Here is a 15916-nt window from a genome sequence, read left to right as displayed (position 1 = left end):
TTGTTAAACTTACTTTAGAATAATTCTAATTTAGGTCGTCATATTTATTTCATAGCATGTTCACAATATCGAAGTGAAACATGCTGTAATTATGTTACAATAAAATTTGTCAATTTGAACGTGTGAGGTGTGGGGGATTCATGCATACATTGGTAGTAGGCTTGAATTATAAAACAGCGCCAGTCGAAATCCGTGAGAAATTATCATTTATCGAATCTGATATTCCGAATGCGATGGAAGCGCTACAAAATCAAAAAAGCATATTAGAAAATGTAATTATTTCTACATGTAACCGTACAGAAATTTATGCGGTCGTGGATCAATTGCATACAGGTCGTTATTATATTAAACAGTTTTTAGCAAACTGGTTTAACATCCCGATGGAACAATTTGAGGATCATTTATTCATTCGAGAAGAGGATGCATCATTAGATCATTTATTCCGTGTAACAGCAGGAATTGACTCGATGGTGTTAGGTGAGACGCAAATTTTAGGTCAAGTGAAAAAAAGCTTTTTACAAGGACAAGAGTTAGGGACAACGGGCACCGTCTATAATCATTTATTTAAACAAGCTGTGACGTTTGCAAAGCGCGCTCATAGTGAAACGGCGATTGGGGAAAACGCTGTATCGGTTTCATATGCAGCGGTTGAATTAGCAAAAAAGATTTTCGGTTCATTAAAAAACAAGCATGTCGCGATTTTAGGTGCTGGTAAAATGGGTGAACTCGCGATTCAAAATCTTCATGGGAACGGTGTTGGAAAAGTAACGGTAATTAACCGTACATTTGAAAAAGCTCAAAACTTAGCATCAAAGTTTGATGGCGATGCAAAGGGTATGACAGAATTACAATGTACGTTACTTGAAGCCGATATTTTAATTAGTTCTACAGGTGCGACAGAGTACGTGATTGATTATGAGCTAATGAAGGACGTTGCAAAGTTCCGTAAAGGTGACCCGCTATTTATGGTCGATATTGCGGTCCCACGTGATTTAGATCCGAAAATTAGCGATGTACCAAATATTTTCCTTTATGATATCGATGACCTGCAAGGAATTGTACAAGCCAACTTAGCAGAGCGTGAACGTGCTGCGAATGACATTGTGGCGATGATTCAAGATGAAATTGTGGAATTTAAAGAATGGTTTAAAACATTAGGTGTTGTTCCGGTCATTTCCGCATTACGTAAAAAAGCGGCATCGATCCAAGAGGAAACAATGCTAAGTATTGAAAATAAAATGCCAGAGTTAACAGAACGCGAACGTAAAATTTTAAATAAGCATACGAAGTCGATTATTAATCAGCTGTTGAAAAATCCGATTTTACAGGCGAAAGAATTAGCTAATTCGAATGATGCTGCGGCACAACTTCAATTGTTCCAACAAATCTTCGGAATCGAAGAAGATGTTGAGCGTGAAGTAAATCAAATGCAACAAAAAGCGCAGCAAGATGAACAGCCTCAAAATGCAAATTTAGAGCCACGTTTATCTTATTGATTGGTCGCTTCGCCAATAGAAACTAGGCCTTATTGACAGACTTTCTTCAAATAAAACATAAGCGTTTTCGTATCTATATGGTAAACTTATAGATAGCGAAAGCGCTTTTTTCATTTAGTGTTATAGGCGAATAAACGCGAGGTTTGCTTAATGTTTGCCGTATCAATAAATGATGATTAGAGCAAATTTTATATAGGGGATAGTGCATAATATGACCGAAGTTGTGATGGCAAGATTATATGAGCTCATGATTATTCTTTATGCGCTCAGTATCGTGCTATATTTTATTGATTACTTATATAAAAATGTGAAATGTAGACGCGTGGCATTTTGGATTGTTTCAATTGTATGGGTTTTACAAACGGTATTTTTAATGCTCTTTATATTGGAAACAAAACGCTTCCCGATATTGTCTCTGTATGAAGGCGTCTTTATATATGCGTGGCTTCTCACGATGTTGTCGATTGTTTTACATTGCATCGTTCGTGTTGATTTGCCGGTGTTTTTTATCAATGTATTGAGCTTTATTTTTGTGACGATTCATTTATTTTCACCGCAATCGGCACAACAAATTGTCGGGGAATCACTCATTTCAGAAATGCTAATGATTCATATAAGTTTTGCGATTTTATCGTATGCTGCGTTTTCTGTCGCATTTATTTTTGCGCTCTTATATTTAATCTTGTACCGCTTGTTGAAGCAAAAGAAATTGAATAATTTATGGTCAAGGTTACCAAATTTACAGCAAACATTAAGCTGGATTAATTATTCAACGATTGTTGGGGTACCACTACTATTAATTAGTTTAATTTTAGGGCTAGAGTGGGCATTTTTAACAATAGAAGAAGTATCAATTTTTGATGTGAAGATTATGGGTTCATTTATTGTGTCGGTTGTGTATTTAATCATTTTCTTATTACACCGTAAAGGCACATTACTTGGTACGACGTATGCGCGCGTACATATTTATTTATTTTTACTCGTTGTCGTGAATTTCTTTCTCGGCAGCAAGCTATCGAATTTCCATCTATGGGTATAACTTCTTTCAGCGGATTGTCCTGAATTTGCACATGCCGAATTCATACACAATTTTGCTGAGGTATAACAGAAAGGTCGGAGTAACTTGAGAAAAATTATTGTAGGTTCACGTAAAAGTAAATTAGCATTAACACAAACGAATTGGTTTATTAATGAATTAAAAGCAGCGGGTGTACCGTTTGAATTTGAAATTAAAGAAATCGTCACAAAAGGTGACCGTATTTTAGACGTGCAGCTTTCTAAAGTTGGGGGTAAAGGCTTATTCGTAAAAGAAATCGAGCAAGCACTTTTCGATAAAGAAATCGACTTTGCTGTGCATTCAATGAAGGATATGCCAGCTGTACTGCCAGAAGGTTTAGTGATTGGCTGTATCCCACCTCGTGAAGATGCGCGTGATGCGTTTATTTCAAAAGGCAATGTGAAATTTGCTGAATTGCCACAAGGTGCAGTCGTAGGCACTAGTTCTTTACGCCGTTCTGCTCAGTTACTTGCTGTACGTCCTGACCTTGAGATTAAGTGGATTCGTGGAAATGTAGATACACGTTTAAATAAGCTTGAAACAGAAGATTATGATGCGATAATTTTAGCGGCAGCAGGCTTAAAGCGCCTTGGTTGGAGTGACGATGTCGTAACAGAATATTTAGATACAGATATTTGCTTACCAGCTGTAGCACAAGGTTCACTAGGAATTGAGTGTCGCGCGAATGATGCGGAGTTACTATCGGAGTTAGCGAAATTAACCGATGCTACTACGTGGCAAACGGCGCATGCAGAGCGTTCGTTCTTAGCAGCAATGGATGGCGGTTGTCAGGTGCCAATCGCAGGCTATGCGACGGTTGATGGGGAAACCATTACACTAACAGGCTTAGTGGCTGCACCAGATGCATCTGTGAGCTACAAAGAAACACTAACGGGTACAGATGCGGACGCGTTAGGGAAACAAGTTGCAGCAAAATTAACAGAGCAGGGTGCCTTTGATTTGATTCAAAAAGTAAAGGCTGAGCTAGATGCTGAGTAGACTGGCTACAAAATCGATTATTTTAACGGGTTCACGTGTAGTCATGTCTGTTAAAGAACTAATCACACAGCATGGTGGCAAAGTTTTTTGCTATCCGTTAATCGAAACAGTTGAAAAAGTGACAAAAGAAGAGCAAACTTACTTACGTAATCTTAAGACGTATGCTTGGCTGATTTTCACAAGTCAAAATGCAGTGAAGTTTTTTGTGAATAAGCTCGAACGCTCTGAAGGAACTTTACCAAACCATATAAAAATTGCGGCTGTCGGTGAAAAGACAGCCGCTTTACTGAATCAACACGGAATTTCGATTGATTTTATGCCGACGATTTATAGCGCAGATGTGTTTATACAGGAATTTGAGCTTGAAGCAAATGAGCGTGCGTTATTTATACGTGGCTCGCTGGCGAAAAGCACCATTCATGATGGTACAGGCGCTGATGAATGGACGGTATATGAAACAAAGCCGTGTGAGCAATATGTAGAGGATTTAAAAGCATGCGTTCTAAATGAACCAAACCCAATCGTCATTTTCGCAAGTCCCTCGGCGGTAGAGTTGTACGCACAAAAGATCGTACCTGATGCCGCGTGGGAACAGGCGAAATATGCATCGATTGGTCATATTACAACAGCCGCATTACAGAAATACGGTGTTATACCGATTGTGCAACCGAAAATCTATACGATGCAAGCTGTCATCGAGCAGCTTATCATGGAGGAATCATCATGACAGAACTTTATTTCCAACGTCATCGTCGCCTACGTCAAACGTCCGCGATGCGTGCATTAGTAAAAGAAACCTACTTACACAAAGAAGATTTAATTTACCCGTTATTCATCATTGAAGGTGAAAATATTAAAAATGAAGTAAGCTCAATGCCGGGTGTGTTCCAATTATCATTAGATAATTTAGGTGCTGAAGTGGATGAAATCGCCGACTTAGGCATTCGCGCGGTCCTTTTATTCGGGATTCCGGCTGAGAAGGATGCAGTTGGAACGGGTGCTTACAACAATCACGGTATTGTTCAACAGGCAACGCGTCTGATTAAAGAACGCCACCCAGAGCTATTAGTTATTGCTGATACATGTTTATGTGAATTTACAGACCATGGTCACTGTGGCGTTGTTGAAAATGAGCAAATTTTAAATGACCCATCTTTAAATTTATTAGCACAAACAGCGATTTCTCAAGCTGAGGCGGGCGCTGATATTATTGCACCATCAAATATGATGGACGGCTTTGTAACAGCGATTCGTGCTGGTTTAGATGCTGCTGGTTTTGAGCATATTCCAGTCATGTCTTATGCGGTAAAATACGCGTCTAGCTACTATGGTCCATTCCGTGAAGCGGCAGAGGGTGCACCGAAATTCGGGGACCGTAAAACATATCAAATGGATCCATCAAACCGTATGGAAGCAATCCGAGAAGCAACTTCTGATGTAGAAGAGGGCGCAGATTTCTTAATCGTAAAACCAGCTTTAGCATATATGGATATTATCCGTGATGTGAAAAACAACTTCACATTACCAGTTGTTGCGTATAACGTTTCAGGTGAATATTCAATGGTAAAAGCGGCTGCACAAAATGGATGGATTGATGAAAAATCAGTCGTAATGGAAACATTACTAGGTATGAAGCGTGCAGGTTCAGACTTAATTATTACTTATCATGCAAAAGACGTATGTCGTTGGTTGGGGGAAAAATAAGATGCGTAGTTACGAAAAATCAAAAGCAGCATTCACTGAAGCAATTGACTTAATGCCAGGTGGTGTAAACTCACCAGTTCGTGCATTCAAATCAGTCAACTTAGATCCAATTTTCATGGATTCAGGTAAAGGGGCAATCATTACCGATATCGATGGCAACGAGTATATCGATTATGTATTATCTTGGGGGCCGCTTATTTTAGGTCACTCAGAGCCAAAAGTAGTACAAGCGATTCAAGAGCAAGCGGCAAAAGCAACTTCATTTGGTGCGCCGTCTCTTTCTGAAAATGAATTAGCCAAATTAGTAATGGACCGCGTACCTGGTATTGAAATGATCCGTTTCGTTTCTTCTGGTACAGAGGCAACAATGTCAGCTTTACGTTTAGCGCGCGGGTATACAGGTCGCGATAAAATTTTGAAATTCGAAGGTTCTTATCATGGACACGGCGATTCATTATTAATTAAAGCAGGTTCTGGTGTCGCTACACTAGGCTTACCAGATTCTCCAGGGGTTCCAGCAGATATCGCGAAAAACACGTTAACCGTTGCTTATAACGATTTAGAAGCAACGAAAATCGTATTCGAAAAATTTGGTTCAGAATTAGCGGCTGTTATTGTAGAGCCGGTAGCTGGGAACATGGGCGTTGTCCCACCAAAGCCAGAGTTTTTAACAGGCTTACGCGCGTTAACGGAACAATATGGTACAGTATTAATTTTCGACGAAGTAATGACGGGCTTCCGTGTAGACTACGGCTGTGCACAAGGTTATTACGGTGTAACACCGGACTTAACAACGCTAGGTAAAGTAATCGGTGGTGGTTTACCAGTTGGTGCATTTGCAGGTAAACGTGAAATTATGGAGCAAATCGCGCCAGCTGGTCCGATTTATCAAGCAGGTACACTGTCAGGAAACCCACTTGCAATGACGGCAGGCCGCGCGACATTAGAGCAATTAACACCGGCTTCTTATGAATATTTCCAAAAACTTGGTGATCAATTAGAAGAAGGTTTCCGCGCAGCTGCAACGAAATTCAATATTCCGCATACAGTCAACCGTGCAGGCTCGATGATTGGCTTCTTCTTCACAAATGAAGACGTAGTAGACTTCGAATCAGCGAAAACATCTGATTTAGTATTATTCGCTGAATACTTTAAATTAATGGCTGAGGAAGGTGTCTTCTTACCACCATCACAATTTGAAGGTTTGTTTATCTCAACTGCTCATACGGAAGAGCATATTGCAAAAACAGTAGCAGCCTTCCATAACGTATTTGAGAAGTTAGCACGCTAAAATGTTCATAAATTCCCTTTCTACGCATATCGTAAAGCGTAGGGAGGGGATTTTTTTATGCAAAATTGGCAAATGCAAGAAGTATTATGTTTCCCAGCTCATTTCGGTACCGTCCAACAGGGCTCTGTTATTAAGGTTGAACCGAATTGGCACAGTGAAAATAAAGAGGATTCCATCGTCATAAAAGGCGTATACGTGTTAAAGGGTAATATGCAATTTGATTTTAAGGAACGTGACGCATCTGCTCAAGAAGGCACGTTCATTGAGCATGTAGACATTGAAAAGGATGAGGCTTATTTTGAGTACGCTATGCCGTTTTCAATTGATTTACCGAATGACGATATAGAAAATGTCGCTGTAAACGTATTGAAATCCTCGGTTGAAATTAATGAAGCGGGGCAATGCGTATGTAGTTGGGATGTACGCTGTGATGTAGAGAAAAAAACGCTCGTTCAAGAAGTGGAACCGGTTCAAGAAGAGAAGAAATCAGAAGTAATCATCGAAGAGGTGCCGGTTACAGAGGCAATAAAGGAAGAATCACCAGCAAAAGAGCCACTAGAATATGTGAAAACACTCATCGAAGAAACGCCGCAGCTTTCAAGTGAAGAGGTTGATTTTTTAGAGCAGCTAGCAGAAGCATATAGTGTTGTACAAGTACACCTTAATACAGCGCGTAAATAATGAAAGGGCAATAAAGATGAAGTCGAATCTTTATTGCCTTTTTAACGTTTTATTAGAGAAAAGTTCAAATGAAATCTGTTAATAATAGATAACTAAATAAAATGAGGATAAACAACAAAATAATATCACCGGTTGTCGGGAGAAAAATTGTTCGGATTGCCTGGAAAATCGTTAACGGGAGAATACACTGCCGCATTAAAAAGCGAAATTTCCGAAGCCATGGGGGTAATAGGTAGGGATTATAATTTCTTCGCAACAAAAAAACTCCTTTTGTACAGTATATGTTCGGTCAAATGAACATGTGTAAACACAGCACTTGATATTTCATGTAAAACATCATAAAATAAAGACCAACTATATATTTGAAGCGTTGAATAGGAAGAGTATGTAATCCTGCGATGTACTAGAGAGGAAACGGTAGCTGAAAAGTTTCTACATAGCATTTACAGAAGGTAGCCTAGGAGCTGACTTAGTGAACCATGAGTAGCTAAGTTCCGGTTAAACACCGTTATCGAATGAAGTGCCGATTGGGCATAGGAACGCACGCATATGCGAGCGCTTATTTAAATGATTTGGATTTAAAGAAAGCGCTTGTCAGACGAGGAACGTAGCTGAGCGAAGACACGAGTTGAACATGTAGTTCACGAGTGGACGAGTGAAGCAAGTGACGACGTATGCGAGCGCTTTACTAAATCCAAACGGAATTAAAGGTGGTACCGCGACTTAACTCCCTCGTCCTTTTTTTAGACGACGGGAGTTTTTTGTGTTTTAGCGCATATTTACAAACGCGCTAAAACAAGCCTCTGGCAGATGTCACAGTTTTTTAAAGGAACTTTTCGAGTTACCTCGAAAAAACTGGAGGCAAATACGCCAAGGCGAATTTGATTTAAGTTGAATTCATTTTAAAGGAGAGAGACACATGACTGAATTAACAATGCCAACAAAGTATGATCCACAGTCAACAGAAGCCGGCCGCTATGAATGGTGGTTAAACGGTAAATTTTTTGAAGCAGACCCAACAAGCGATAAAGAGCCTTATTCTATCGTAATTCCACCACCAAACGTAACAGGTAAATTACACCTTGGTCACGCTTGGGATACAACATTACAAGATATGTTAATCCGTATGAAACGCATGCAAGGCTATGATGCATTATGGTTACCAGGTATGGACCATGCAGGGATTGCCACACAAGCAAAGGTAGAAGAAAAATTACGCAGTGAAGGCGTTTCTCGCTATGATTTAGGCCGTGAAAAATTCTTAGAAAAAACATGGGAATGGAAAGAAGAATACGCTTCTCACATTCGTGCACAATGGTCGAAATTAGGCTTAGCCTTAGACTACTCAAAAGAGCGCTTCACATTAGATGAAGGCTTAAACAAAGCTGTAAATGAAGTATTCGTAACATTATACGAAAAAGGCTTAATTTACCGTGGTGAGCGCATTATTAACTGGGATCCAGCTGCAAAAACAGCTCTTTCTGACATTGAAGTTATTCACAAAGAAGTAGAAGGCGCATTCTACCATATGGAATACCCACTTGCAGATGGTTCGGGCGTATTACGCGTAGCGACAACACGTCCAGAAACAATGCTGGGTGACTCTGGTGTAGCTGTACACCCTGAAGATGAGCGCTATGCACACTTAGTAGGTAAAACGGTTATTTTACCAATCGTAGGCCGCGAAATTCCAATCGTAGCAGATGACTATGTAGATAAAGACTTCGGTACAGGTGTTGTAAAAATGACACCAGCACATGACCCGAACGACTTTGAAGTAGGTAATCGCCATAACTTAGAGCGTATTTTAGTAATGAACGAAGATGGTTCAATGAATGATTTAGCTGGTAAATATGCTGGCATGGATCGTTTCGAATGCCGTAAACAAATTGTTGTGGATTTACAAGAAGCCGGCGTGCTTGTTGAAATCGAACCACACGTACACCAAGTAGGTCACTCTGAGCGTACGAACGCAGTAGTAGAGCCTTACTTGTCAAAACAATGGTTCGTAAAAATGGGACCACTTGCTGAACAAGCATTAGAAATGCAAAAAGATGAAGCGGAAAAAGTAAACTTCGTACCAAACCGTTTCGAAAACACATACAACCGCTGGATGGAAAACATTCATGACTGGTGTATTTCTCGTCAATTATGGTGGGGTCACCAAATTCCAGCTTGGTACCACAATGAAACTGGTGAATTATACGTAGGGAAAGATGCACCTGCAGATAAAGAAAACTGGACACAAGACGAAGACGTACTTGATACGTGGTTCTCTTCTGCATTATGGCCGTTTTCAACAATGGATTGGCCAAACGAGGAAGCAGAGCTATTCAAGCGTTATTATCCAACAAGTACACTTGTAACGGGTTATGACATCATCTTCTTCTGGGTAAGCCGTATGATTTTCCAAGGGAAAGAATTCACAGGCAAGCGTCCATTTGAAGACGTATTAATCCATGGTTTAGTACGTGATGCAGAAGGCCGTAAAATGTCGAAGTCATTAGGTAACGGTGTTGACCCAATGGAAGTAATCGCAGAGTATGGTGCCGATTCATTACGTTACTTCTTAGCGACAGGTTCTTCTCCAGGTCAAGACTTACGTTACTCAACAGAAAAAGTTGAATCGACTTGGAACTTTGTAAACAAAATTTGGAACGCATCTCGTTTCGCATTAATGAACATGGAAGGCTTAACATTCGAGCAAATCGATTTAACAGGCGACCTTTCTACTGCGGACAAATGGATTTTAACACGCTTAAACGAAACAATTGAGCGCGTAACAGCCTTATCTGATAAATACGAATTCGGTGAAGTTGGCCGTGAATTATACAACTTCATTTGGGATGATTTCTGTTCTTGGTACATCGAAATGGCGAAATTACCATTATACGGTGAAGACGAAGCAGCGAAATTAACAACGCGTTCAGTATTAGCATACGTATTAGATAACACAATGCGTTTATTACACCCATTAATGCCATTCGTAACAGAAGAAATTTGGCAGCATTTACCGCATGAAGGCGAATCAATTACAGTAGCGGCTTGGCCAACTGTAAACCCTGCATTTAACTTCAAAGCAGAAGCTGGCGACATGCAATTATTAATGGACTTAATCCGTTCGGTTCGTAATATCCGTGCAGAAGTAAATACGCCAATGAGTAAAAAAGTAGCGATGACGATTTCAGCAAAAGACGCTGCAACAGCATCAGTACTTGAAGCGAACAAAGGCTATATCGAGAAATTCTGTAACCCAGACGGCTTAACGATTGGTGCGGCAATTGAAGCACCAGCACAAGCGATGTCAGCAGTTATTTCAGGCGCGGAAATCTTCATGCCACTTGCTGGTTTAATCAATATTAATGAAGAAATTGTCCGTCTTGAAAAAGAGCTTGAAAAATGGGCAAAAGAAGTAAAATTAGTTTCTGGTAAATTATCAAACGAGCGTTTCGTTTCAAAAGCACCGGAAGCGTTAGTAGCGGTAGAGCGTGAAAAGCTTGCAGACTACGAAGCAAAATATTCAACTGTTGAAAAACGTATTGCAGAATTAAAAGCAATGTAAACTTCATTAAGTGGAGGTACCGAATTTTCGGTGCCTCTTTTTTGCATAGTCCGTTATAATAGGAGCTATTACATAGTTATCGTTAGGGAGAGAGAATATGTTTCAATCAATGGAAGAATGCACAGACTTTATTTTTCGCTTAAAGGCGAGTCAGTATAAAGGGGAACCATTAGAGTCAGCGAAGATCATTTTAGCAGCACTTGGCAATCCACAGCAGAAAACAAAGTTCATTCATTTTGCCGGTTCAAATGGTAAGGGTTCTACATTAAATGCAACACGTGAAATTTTAATGGCACATGGTTTAACGGTAGGCGCATTTATTTCACCGCATTTAGAACGTGCCAATGAGCGTGTGACGATTAATAAACAGCAAATTTCGGATGAGGATTTTTTACGCATTGCAAACAAGTTAGCCGAAGTAGTTGTTAATAAACTTGATGGTAAATTCCCGAGCTTTTTTGAATTTATGACATTACTCGCACTTATTTATTTTTCTGAAAAAGCATTGGATGTGGCGTTACTTGAAACAGGTATTGGTGGGCGGTTAGATTCAACGAACGTGATTGTGCCGGAAGTGTCCGTCATTACGACAATTTCTCTTGAGCATACCGATATGCTAGGAGATACGTATGCTCAAATTGCAGCTGAAAAAGCCGGGATTATTAAAACGGGAAAACCAGTCGTGATTGGTGTGAAAAATGAGAAAGCCCTTAGCGTTATTAAAGAAACAGCGCAAAAGTTAACAGCGCCAATTTACGCATTAAATGAGCAGTTTTTCGTAAATTCACATACGACGCAATTTGATTATACAGGGGAAATAAGGCTAGCGAATGTCGAGCTTGCCATGTTTGGCGAGCATCAAATTGCCAACGCAGCCCTTGCTATTACGACAACACAGCTATTTTTAGGTGCGCTAGATGAAGTGAAGCTGCGTGATGCGCTAAAACATGCCAAATGGGAAGGGCGCTTTGAATGGGTGCGTGACAACATCGTATTAGACGGTGCGCATAATTCAGAAGGGACTACAGCATTAATTGAAACGTTGCAGCAAGTTGTACCTGATAAAAATTATGTCTTTGTTTACGCGGCATTACAAGATAAGGACCATGGTGTGAGCATTGGGCTAATGGATCAAGTCGCTTCAGAAATACATTTCACACAAATTGCATTACCACGAGCGGCAACCGCACAGCAGTTATTGGAACAAAGCACACATGGAAACAAATCTGCACATGCGGATTGGACGACTCTAGTGGAGCAAAAAATGTCCGAGTTATCCGATCGAGACGTGCTTGTCATTACCGGTTCTCTGTATTTTATCGCAGAAGTGCGTGGCTATTTTGTGCATAAAGGGTGGTTGTAAATGATTCCGTTATTAGATGTATATAAAGAACGCTGGCAGGTTGTGAGTGATACGGCGATTAAACCCGGCCTTGCTTCCATCGAACACGCACTGGATGTTCTCGGTAATCCACAACGCGAGCTTAAGGTGGTGCACTTTGCTGGGACGAATGGTAAAGGCTCTACCTTAACCTTTGTGGAGGCGATGGCACGTGCGTATGATCTATCCGTAGGGAAATTTATGTCGCCGTGCGTTGTTGATGTTCACGACCAAATTCAAATCAACGGGCTTGCGATGGAACCACAGCAACTGGATATAATTTTTAAACAGCTTCGTGATGCAGGCTTAAGTGGCAAACTTACTGATTTTGAGCTATTAACGGTAGTGGCGCTGTTATTTTTCAAGCAGCAGCAAGTGGATTTAGTGTTACTTGAAGCGGGCATGGGGGGACGTATGGATAGCACAAATGTGGTACAACCAATCGTTTCGATTATTACAAGCATCGCACTTGAGCATACGAATTTTTTAGGTACGACGTTAGAAAGTATTGCTGCGCATAAAGCCGGGATTATTAAAAAGGAACGTCCTGTTGTATTAGGTGAAATGCCAGAGCAAGTGCAGCCGGTTTTTGAACAAGAGGCGAAGCACAAGCAAGCACATCTTGAAACGTACGGTGAGACGTTTTTTATCATAGAAGAGCAGCATGGTGAAACGTATACTAATCTCGAACGTCATGTGAAACTTGAACAGTTAACACGTCAATTTAAAGGACCGCATCAAGGGAAAAATATGGCGTTAGCAATTACGGCATTTTTACATGTACTGGAATTTTTCGACCAACCTTTGCATCCTGAAAAAATTCAACAAGCTGTTATGCAAGCACAGTTAGCAGGGCGTTTTGAAGAGGTGTTACCAAATGTTTATTTCGACGGCGCACATAATCCAGCAAGCATCGACATGCTCGTCCAAACCATTCAGCAGCAGTTTCCTGATCAAACAATCGAATTTGTCATTGGCTTATTGGCAGACAAAGATGTAGGAACGATTTTACAGCAACTTGAGCAAGTGAGCGATGTCTTTTATTTTGTGGATATTCATAACCCACGTGCAATGCCTGCACAGCTATTAATGAAAAAAAGTCATGCACAACATAAGGTGATGTTAGCAAATGTAGGTGCTTTTTTACGTCAGCCGGTTGAATTAGGGAAAATTCGAATTGTAACAGGGTCCCTTTATTTACTGAGTGAGATTAGACAAAAGCTTCAACTTTAACGGGGGACTAAGATGACAGGTATTTCCTTTTTTGATACTATGGTATTAGTTTGAGGGATTCTAATGGGGGAAAATATGTTTAGCAATCTAGAAAAAAGTAGGCGAAATATTATATATCTGCTTGCTGGTGTAGTTACTCTTGTATTTGTGATGAATATAACATCAGTAAGTAACATGGATATATTAACGATTTTAGATTTTACGTTTGTAACAATGATAGCCGCCTGTTATCCAATAAAGATAAATAATGTTAAGCGAATGCATGTTTATTGGCTTGTCATTCCATTGCTTTACTTGTATGGACCTATGGCGATGCTACTATTTTATCAATTAGCAATTATGATTTTTTTATTTTTTAGTCGGACAAAAGAAGGGAATTACACCCATTATCCAGTATATGCTTTTGTGTTTTTTGTTGGCCCATTTTTGTCTTATTATGTAATGGTGATGTTAGGTTTTGAATTTGTAGAACAGTCTTTTTTACAGATGATATTTGTGAATGGCTTATTTTATAGCATCTTTTTAGTGTTTAGTGGCTTGATTTTTATGTTAATTCAAAAAAAGTCGGCCGTTTCTCTGGCAAAAAAAGAACTTGCTCTTACGGAATTACTATATGGAGTAGTGTTTATTTTATTAGGGACGGTGCTATATGCCTCTATTGAAATGTACGGACAAATTTCTTTGATTGGTGCGTTACTTTGCTATTTAATGGTCGCGAGTATTTCGCGTAATTATGATGAAACAAAGCAAAAGTCCAAAACCCTTGAAAATATTGTAGATTTGCAGTTGAAATATAACGAATACGAAACTCAGCAACAGCTGACAAAGGAATTTTTGCGAAAAGTTCAAGTTGTGACAGGAGCAAAACAGATCTCAATTGTTCGCGAAGTAGAAATGGGTTTTATATTTAAAAACGATCAATTACAAAGGAACTATGTTAAACGTTGTCAGTATGAAATGTTGCAGCATATATTTGCAGAAAATCGTATTCGTTATGTCGAAAAACGTGCGTATTCCCAAATAAAAGCGACCTTTGACGATGATGAAAAAATTGAATCATTGTTAGCACTACCTATTAGTGATACGGATCAACCTAGTATGCTTGTATTAGAAAGTGAAAAGTGTTTTGCGTTTGAAAAAGGGCAAATTGAGTTATGCAAATTACTCGTAACTGCTTATCAAAATGCCCTACAACAAATGAATGATATGGATGCAATAATGTATAAAAGTGAGCGCTGTGCACTTACGGGTTTATACAATTATGGCTATTTAACAGAACGTTTACAAGACATGGAGTTGCAACTACAACAAGGAAAATTGGCTTGTATTTCGACAATTATTTTGGATATTGATCATTTTAAGCGATTAAATGATATTTATGGTCATGAAAATGGTAATCTCATACTGAAAGAATTCGCGACGGGCTTACGAACACTTGTAGATGAGCGCTATGTATTAGCACGCTACGGTGGAGAAGAATTTGTTGTATTGCTACCAAATATCTCGTCTAATGAAGCGGTGAAAATTGCCGAGCACTATCGACAAAGGATTGAGCAATTATCATTCCAAGTATTTGTGTTGGAGCAGCAAATGAAAAAGCAAGAAACCGTTCAGATTACGGTTTCAATAGGTGTGGCTAGTATTCCAGAACATACAGACAATAGTTTGGATTTGATTAGCTTTGCGGATAAAGCGTTATACGTAGGGGCAAAACAGGCAGGTAGGAACCGCGTAGCCGTGTTTAAAGAGTCCTTGTCATATTAACGCAAAAAATGCGATAAATTTTTTCGACGAGACGACAGTAGTCTCGTCTTTTTTTATGAGTTTTTTGATAGTGTTGAGCAAAAAGAGTTGGAGCGATTCAATGAAAAAACTTAAAAATAATGCGGTCATTCAAGCAATGTTTGTCGGTAGCTTAACAGGAATTATTGGGGTTCTCTTATTAATTGTTTTCTTAAAAATACCTGTACAACAACAACTGCAACCAAAGCAAGGTGAGGAAGTAATTGCAGTACAAACCGAAGAGCAACAGGAAGTTGTGCAAGTGTTTTATGCATTGCAACACGGTGTTTTCTCGTCGCTTGAGAGTGCGGCCGAGTTTATGGGGAGTTCCCCGACGTTAAATAAAGCAGCAATCGTAAATGTAGAATCACAATACTTCGTATGGTCTAGACTGGATATAGAAAAAGTAGAAAGCGCACTTACGGTTGTGCCAAGTGCTTTTTATAAAAAAATGACCCTTCATAGTAGCTGTCCCACTCCTGCACAACTGCAATTGCCGAAAACGCTCAAGGATACGAAATGGCTTACATTACAAGCCGGCACGACAGCGGACACTGCGTTGATTCCGGAAGACTGGATTGAACGAGCAGAAGAGGTATTAAAGTTATCAACAAATCCAAATGTCATTCGGCTCCATCTTACAAAAAATTATTTTGAACAGGTGGAATGCCTTAAAATCACTTTTTGATGGGAAAATTGCAAGTAAATCGTTGGAATGGGGCTTTTTTTT

Annotated in this window: 13 protein-coding genes and 1 other annotated feature; of the genes, 12 read left to right on the top strand and 1 reads right to left on the bottom strand. The window is 39.6% G+C overall.

Going from position 1 to position 15916, the window contains the following annotated elements; translation table 11 throughout:
- The first annotated feature begins 140 nt into the window (after positions 1-140).
- From hemA to NSQ62_RS14760, 7 genes are all read left to right on the top strand, one after another.
- A complete protein-coding gene (gene hemA, locus NSQ62_RS14790; protein WP_341320902.1) occupies positions 141-1496 on the top strand; it encodes a glutamyl-tRNA reductase in 1356 nt (451 codons plus the stop codon).
- Between the two features lie 211 nt (positions 1497-1707).
- Complete coding sequence (gene ccsA / locus NSQ62_RS14785; RefSeq protein WP_341320901.1) at positions 1708-2535, top strand: cytochrome c biogenesis protein CcsA; 828 nt, start codon at positions 1708-1710, stop codon at positions 2533-2535.
- Positions 2536-2619: 84 nt separating this feature from the next.
- Complete coding sequence (gene hemC / locus NSQ62_RS14780) at positions 2620-3552, top strand: hydroxymethylbilane synthase (RefSeq protein ID WP_341320900.1); 933 nt, start codon at positions 2620-2622, stop codon at positions 3550-3552.
- Positions 3542-4279: a uroporphyrinogen-III synthase gene (locus NSQ62_RS14775; RefSeq protein ID WP_341320899.1), complete on the top strand. Its 738-nt coding sequence runs from the start codon at positions 3542-3544 to the stop codon at positions 4277-4279. Before hemC ends, NSQ62_RS14775 begins: the two co-directional genes overlap by 11 nt.
- The gene (hemB, locus tag NSQ62_RS14770) at positions 4276-5256 is read left to right on the top strand and encodes a porphobilinogen synthase (protein ID WP_341320898.1); all 981 of its coding nucleotides are present in this window, start codon (positions 4276-4278) and stop codon (positions 5254-5256) included. Before NSQ62_RS14775 ends, hemB begins: the two co-directional genes overlap by 4 nt.
- Before the next feature lies 1 nt (position 5257).
- Positions 5258-6547 (top strand): glutamate-1-semialdehyde 2,1-aminomutase, encoded by a 1290-nt coding sequence (hemL, locus tag NSQ62_RS14765; RefSeq protein ID WP_341320897.1) that lies wholly within the window; start codon positions 5258-5260, stop codon positions 6545-6547.
- A 57-nt stretch (positions 6548-6604) separates the two neighbouring features.
- Entirely contained in the window at positions 6605-7228 is a 624-nt protein-coding gene (locus NSQ62_RS14760; protein ID WP_341320896.1) for an alanine racemase, read from the top strand.
- A 64-nt stretch (positions 7229-7292) separates the two neighbouring features.
- Here NSQ62_RS14760 and NSQ62_RS14755 read toward each other — a convergent pair whose 3' ends face one another.
- Entirely contained in the window at positions 7293-7484 is a 192-nt protein-coding gene (locus NSQ62_RS14755; RefSeq protein WP_341320895.1) for a hypothetical protein, read from the bottom strand.
- 105 nt (positions 7485-7589) lie between these two features.
- Positions 7590-7971 (top strand) — a binding site (T-box leader).
- Positions 7972-8147: 176 nt separating this feature from the next.
- On the opposite strand from NSQ62_RS14755, the gene NSQ62_RS14750 reads away from it, so the two are divergent.
- The 5 genes from NSQ62_RS14750 to NSQ62_RS14730 all read left to right on the top strand — a co-directional run bounded on the left by NSQ62_RS14750 (position 8148) and on the right by NSQ62_RS14730 (position 15874).
- Positions 8148-10790, top strand: coding sequence for a valine--tRNA ligase (locus NSQ62_RS14750; protein ID WP_341320894.1), 2643 nt, complete (start codon positions 8148-8150; stop codon positions 10788-10790).
- A 97-nt stretch (positions 10791-10887) separates the two neighbouring features.
- Positions 10888-12153 carry a folylpolyglutamate synthase/dihydrofolate synthase family protein gene (locus NSQ62_RS14745; RefSeq protein WP_341320893.1) on the top strand — a complete coding sequence of 422 codons (1266 nt, stop codon included), beginning with the start codon at positions 10888-10890 and terminating at the stop codon, positions 12151-12153.
- A complete protein-coding gene (locus NSQ62_RS14740; protein WP_341320892.1) occupies positions 12154-13404 on the top strand; it encodes a folylpolyglutamate synthase/dihydrofolate synthase family protein in 1251 nt (416 codons plus the stop codon).
- Positions 13405-13479: 75 nt separating this feature from the next.
- Positions 13480-15168: a GGDEF domain-containing protein gene (locus NSQ62_RS14735; protein ID WP_341320891.1), complete on the top strand. Its 1689-nt coding sequence runs from the start codon at positions 13480-13482 to the stop codon at positions 15166-15168.
- 100 nt (positions 15169-15268) lie between these two features.
- Complete coding sequence (locus NSQ62_RS14730; RefSeq protein WP_341320890.1) at positions 15269-15874, top strand: translation initiation factor 2; 606 nt, start codon at positions 15269-15271, stop codon at positions 15872-15874.
- Positions 15875-15916: the final 42 nt, after the last annotated feature.

Source organism: Solibacillus sp. FSL H8-0523 (assembly GCF_038051985.1).
Classification (GTDB): Bacteria; Bacillota; Bacilli; order Bacillales_A; family Planococcaceae; genus Solibacillus.
This window is presented reverse-complemented; position numbering and strand designations above follow the sequence as displayed.

Coding starts and splice junctions, on each gene's coding strand:
- NSQ62_RS14730 (WP_341320890.1), top strand. CDS start 15,269: ATGAAAAAACTTAAAAATAATGCGGTCATTCAAGCAATGTTTGTCGGT.
- NSQ62_RS14740 (WP_341320892.1), top strand. CDS start 12,154: ATGATTCCGTTATTAGATGTATATAAAGAACGCTGGCAGGTTGTGAGT.
- hemL (WP_341320897.1), top strand. CDS start 5,258: ATGCGTAGTTACGAAAAATCAAAAGCAGCATTCACTGAAGCAATTGAC.
- NSQ62_RS14775 (WP_341320899.1), top strand. CDS start 3,542: ATGCTGAGTAGACTGGCTACAAAATCGATTATTTTAACGGGTTCACGT.
- NSQ62_RS14760 (WP_341320896.1), top strand. CDS start 6,605: ATGCAAAATTGGCAAATGCAAGAAGTATTATGTTTCCCAGCTCATTTC.
- NSQ62_RS14750 (WP_341320894.1), top strand. CDS start 8,148: ATGACTGAATTAACAATGCCAACAAAGTATGATCCACAGTCAACAGAA.
- ccsA (WP_341320901.1), top strand. CDS start 1,708: ATGACCGAAGTTGTGATGGCAAGATTATATGAGCTCATGATTATTCTT.
- hemA (WP_341320902.1), top strand. CDS start 141: ATGCATACATTGGTAGTAGGCTTGAATTATAAAACAGCGCCAGTCGAA.
- NSQ62_RS14745 (WP_341320893.1), top strand. CDS start 10,888: ATGTTTCAATCAATGGAAGAATGCACAGACTTTATTTTTCGCTTAAAG.
- hemB (WP_341320898.1), top strand. CDS start 4,276: ATGACAGAACTTTATTTCCAACGTCATCGTCGCCTACGTCAAACGTCC.
- NSQ62_RS14735 (WP_341320891.1), top strand. CDS start 13,480: ATGTTTAGCAATCTAGAAAAAAGTAGGCGAAATATTATATATCTGCTT.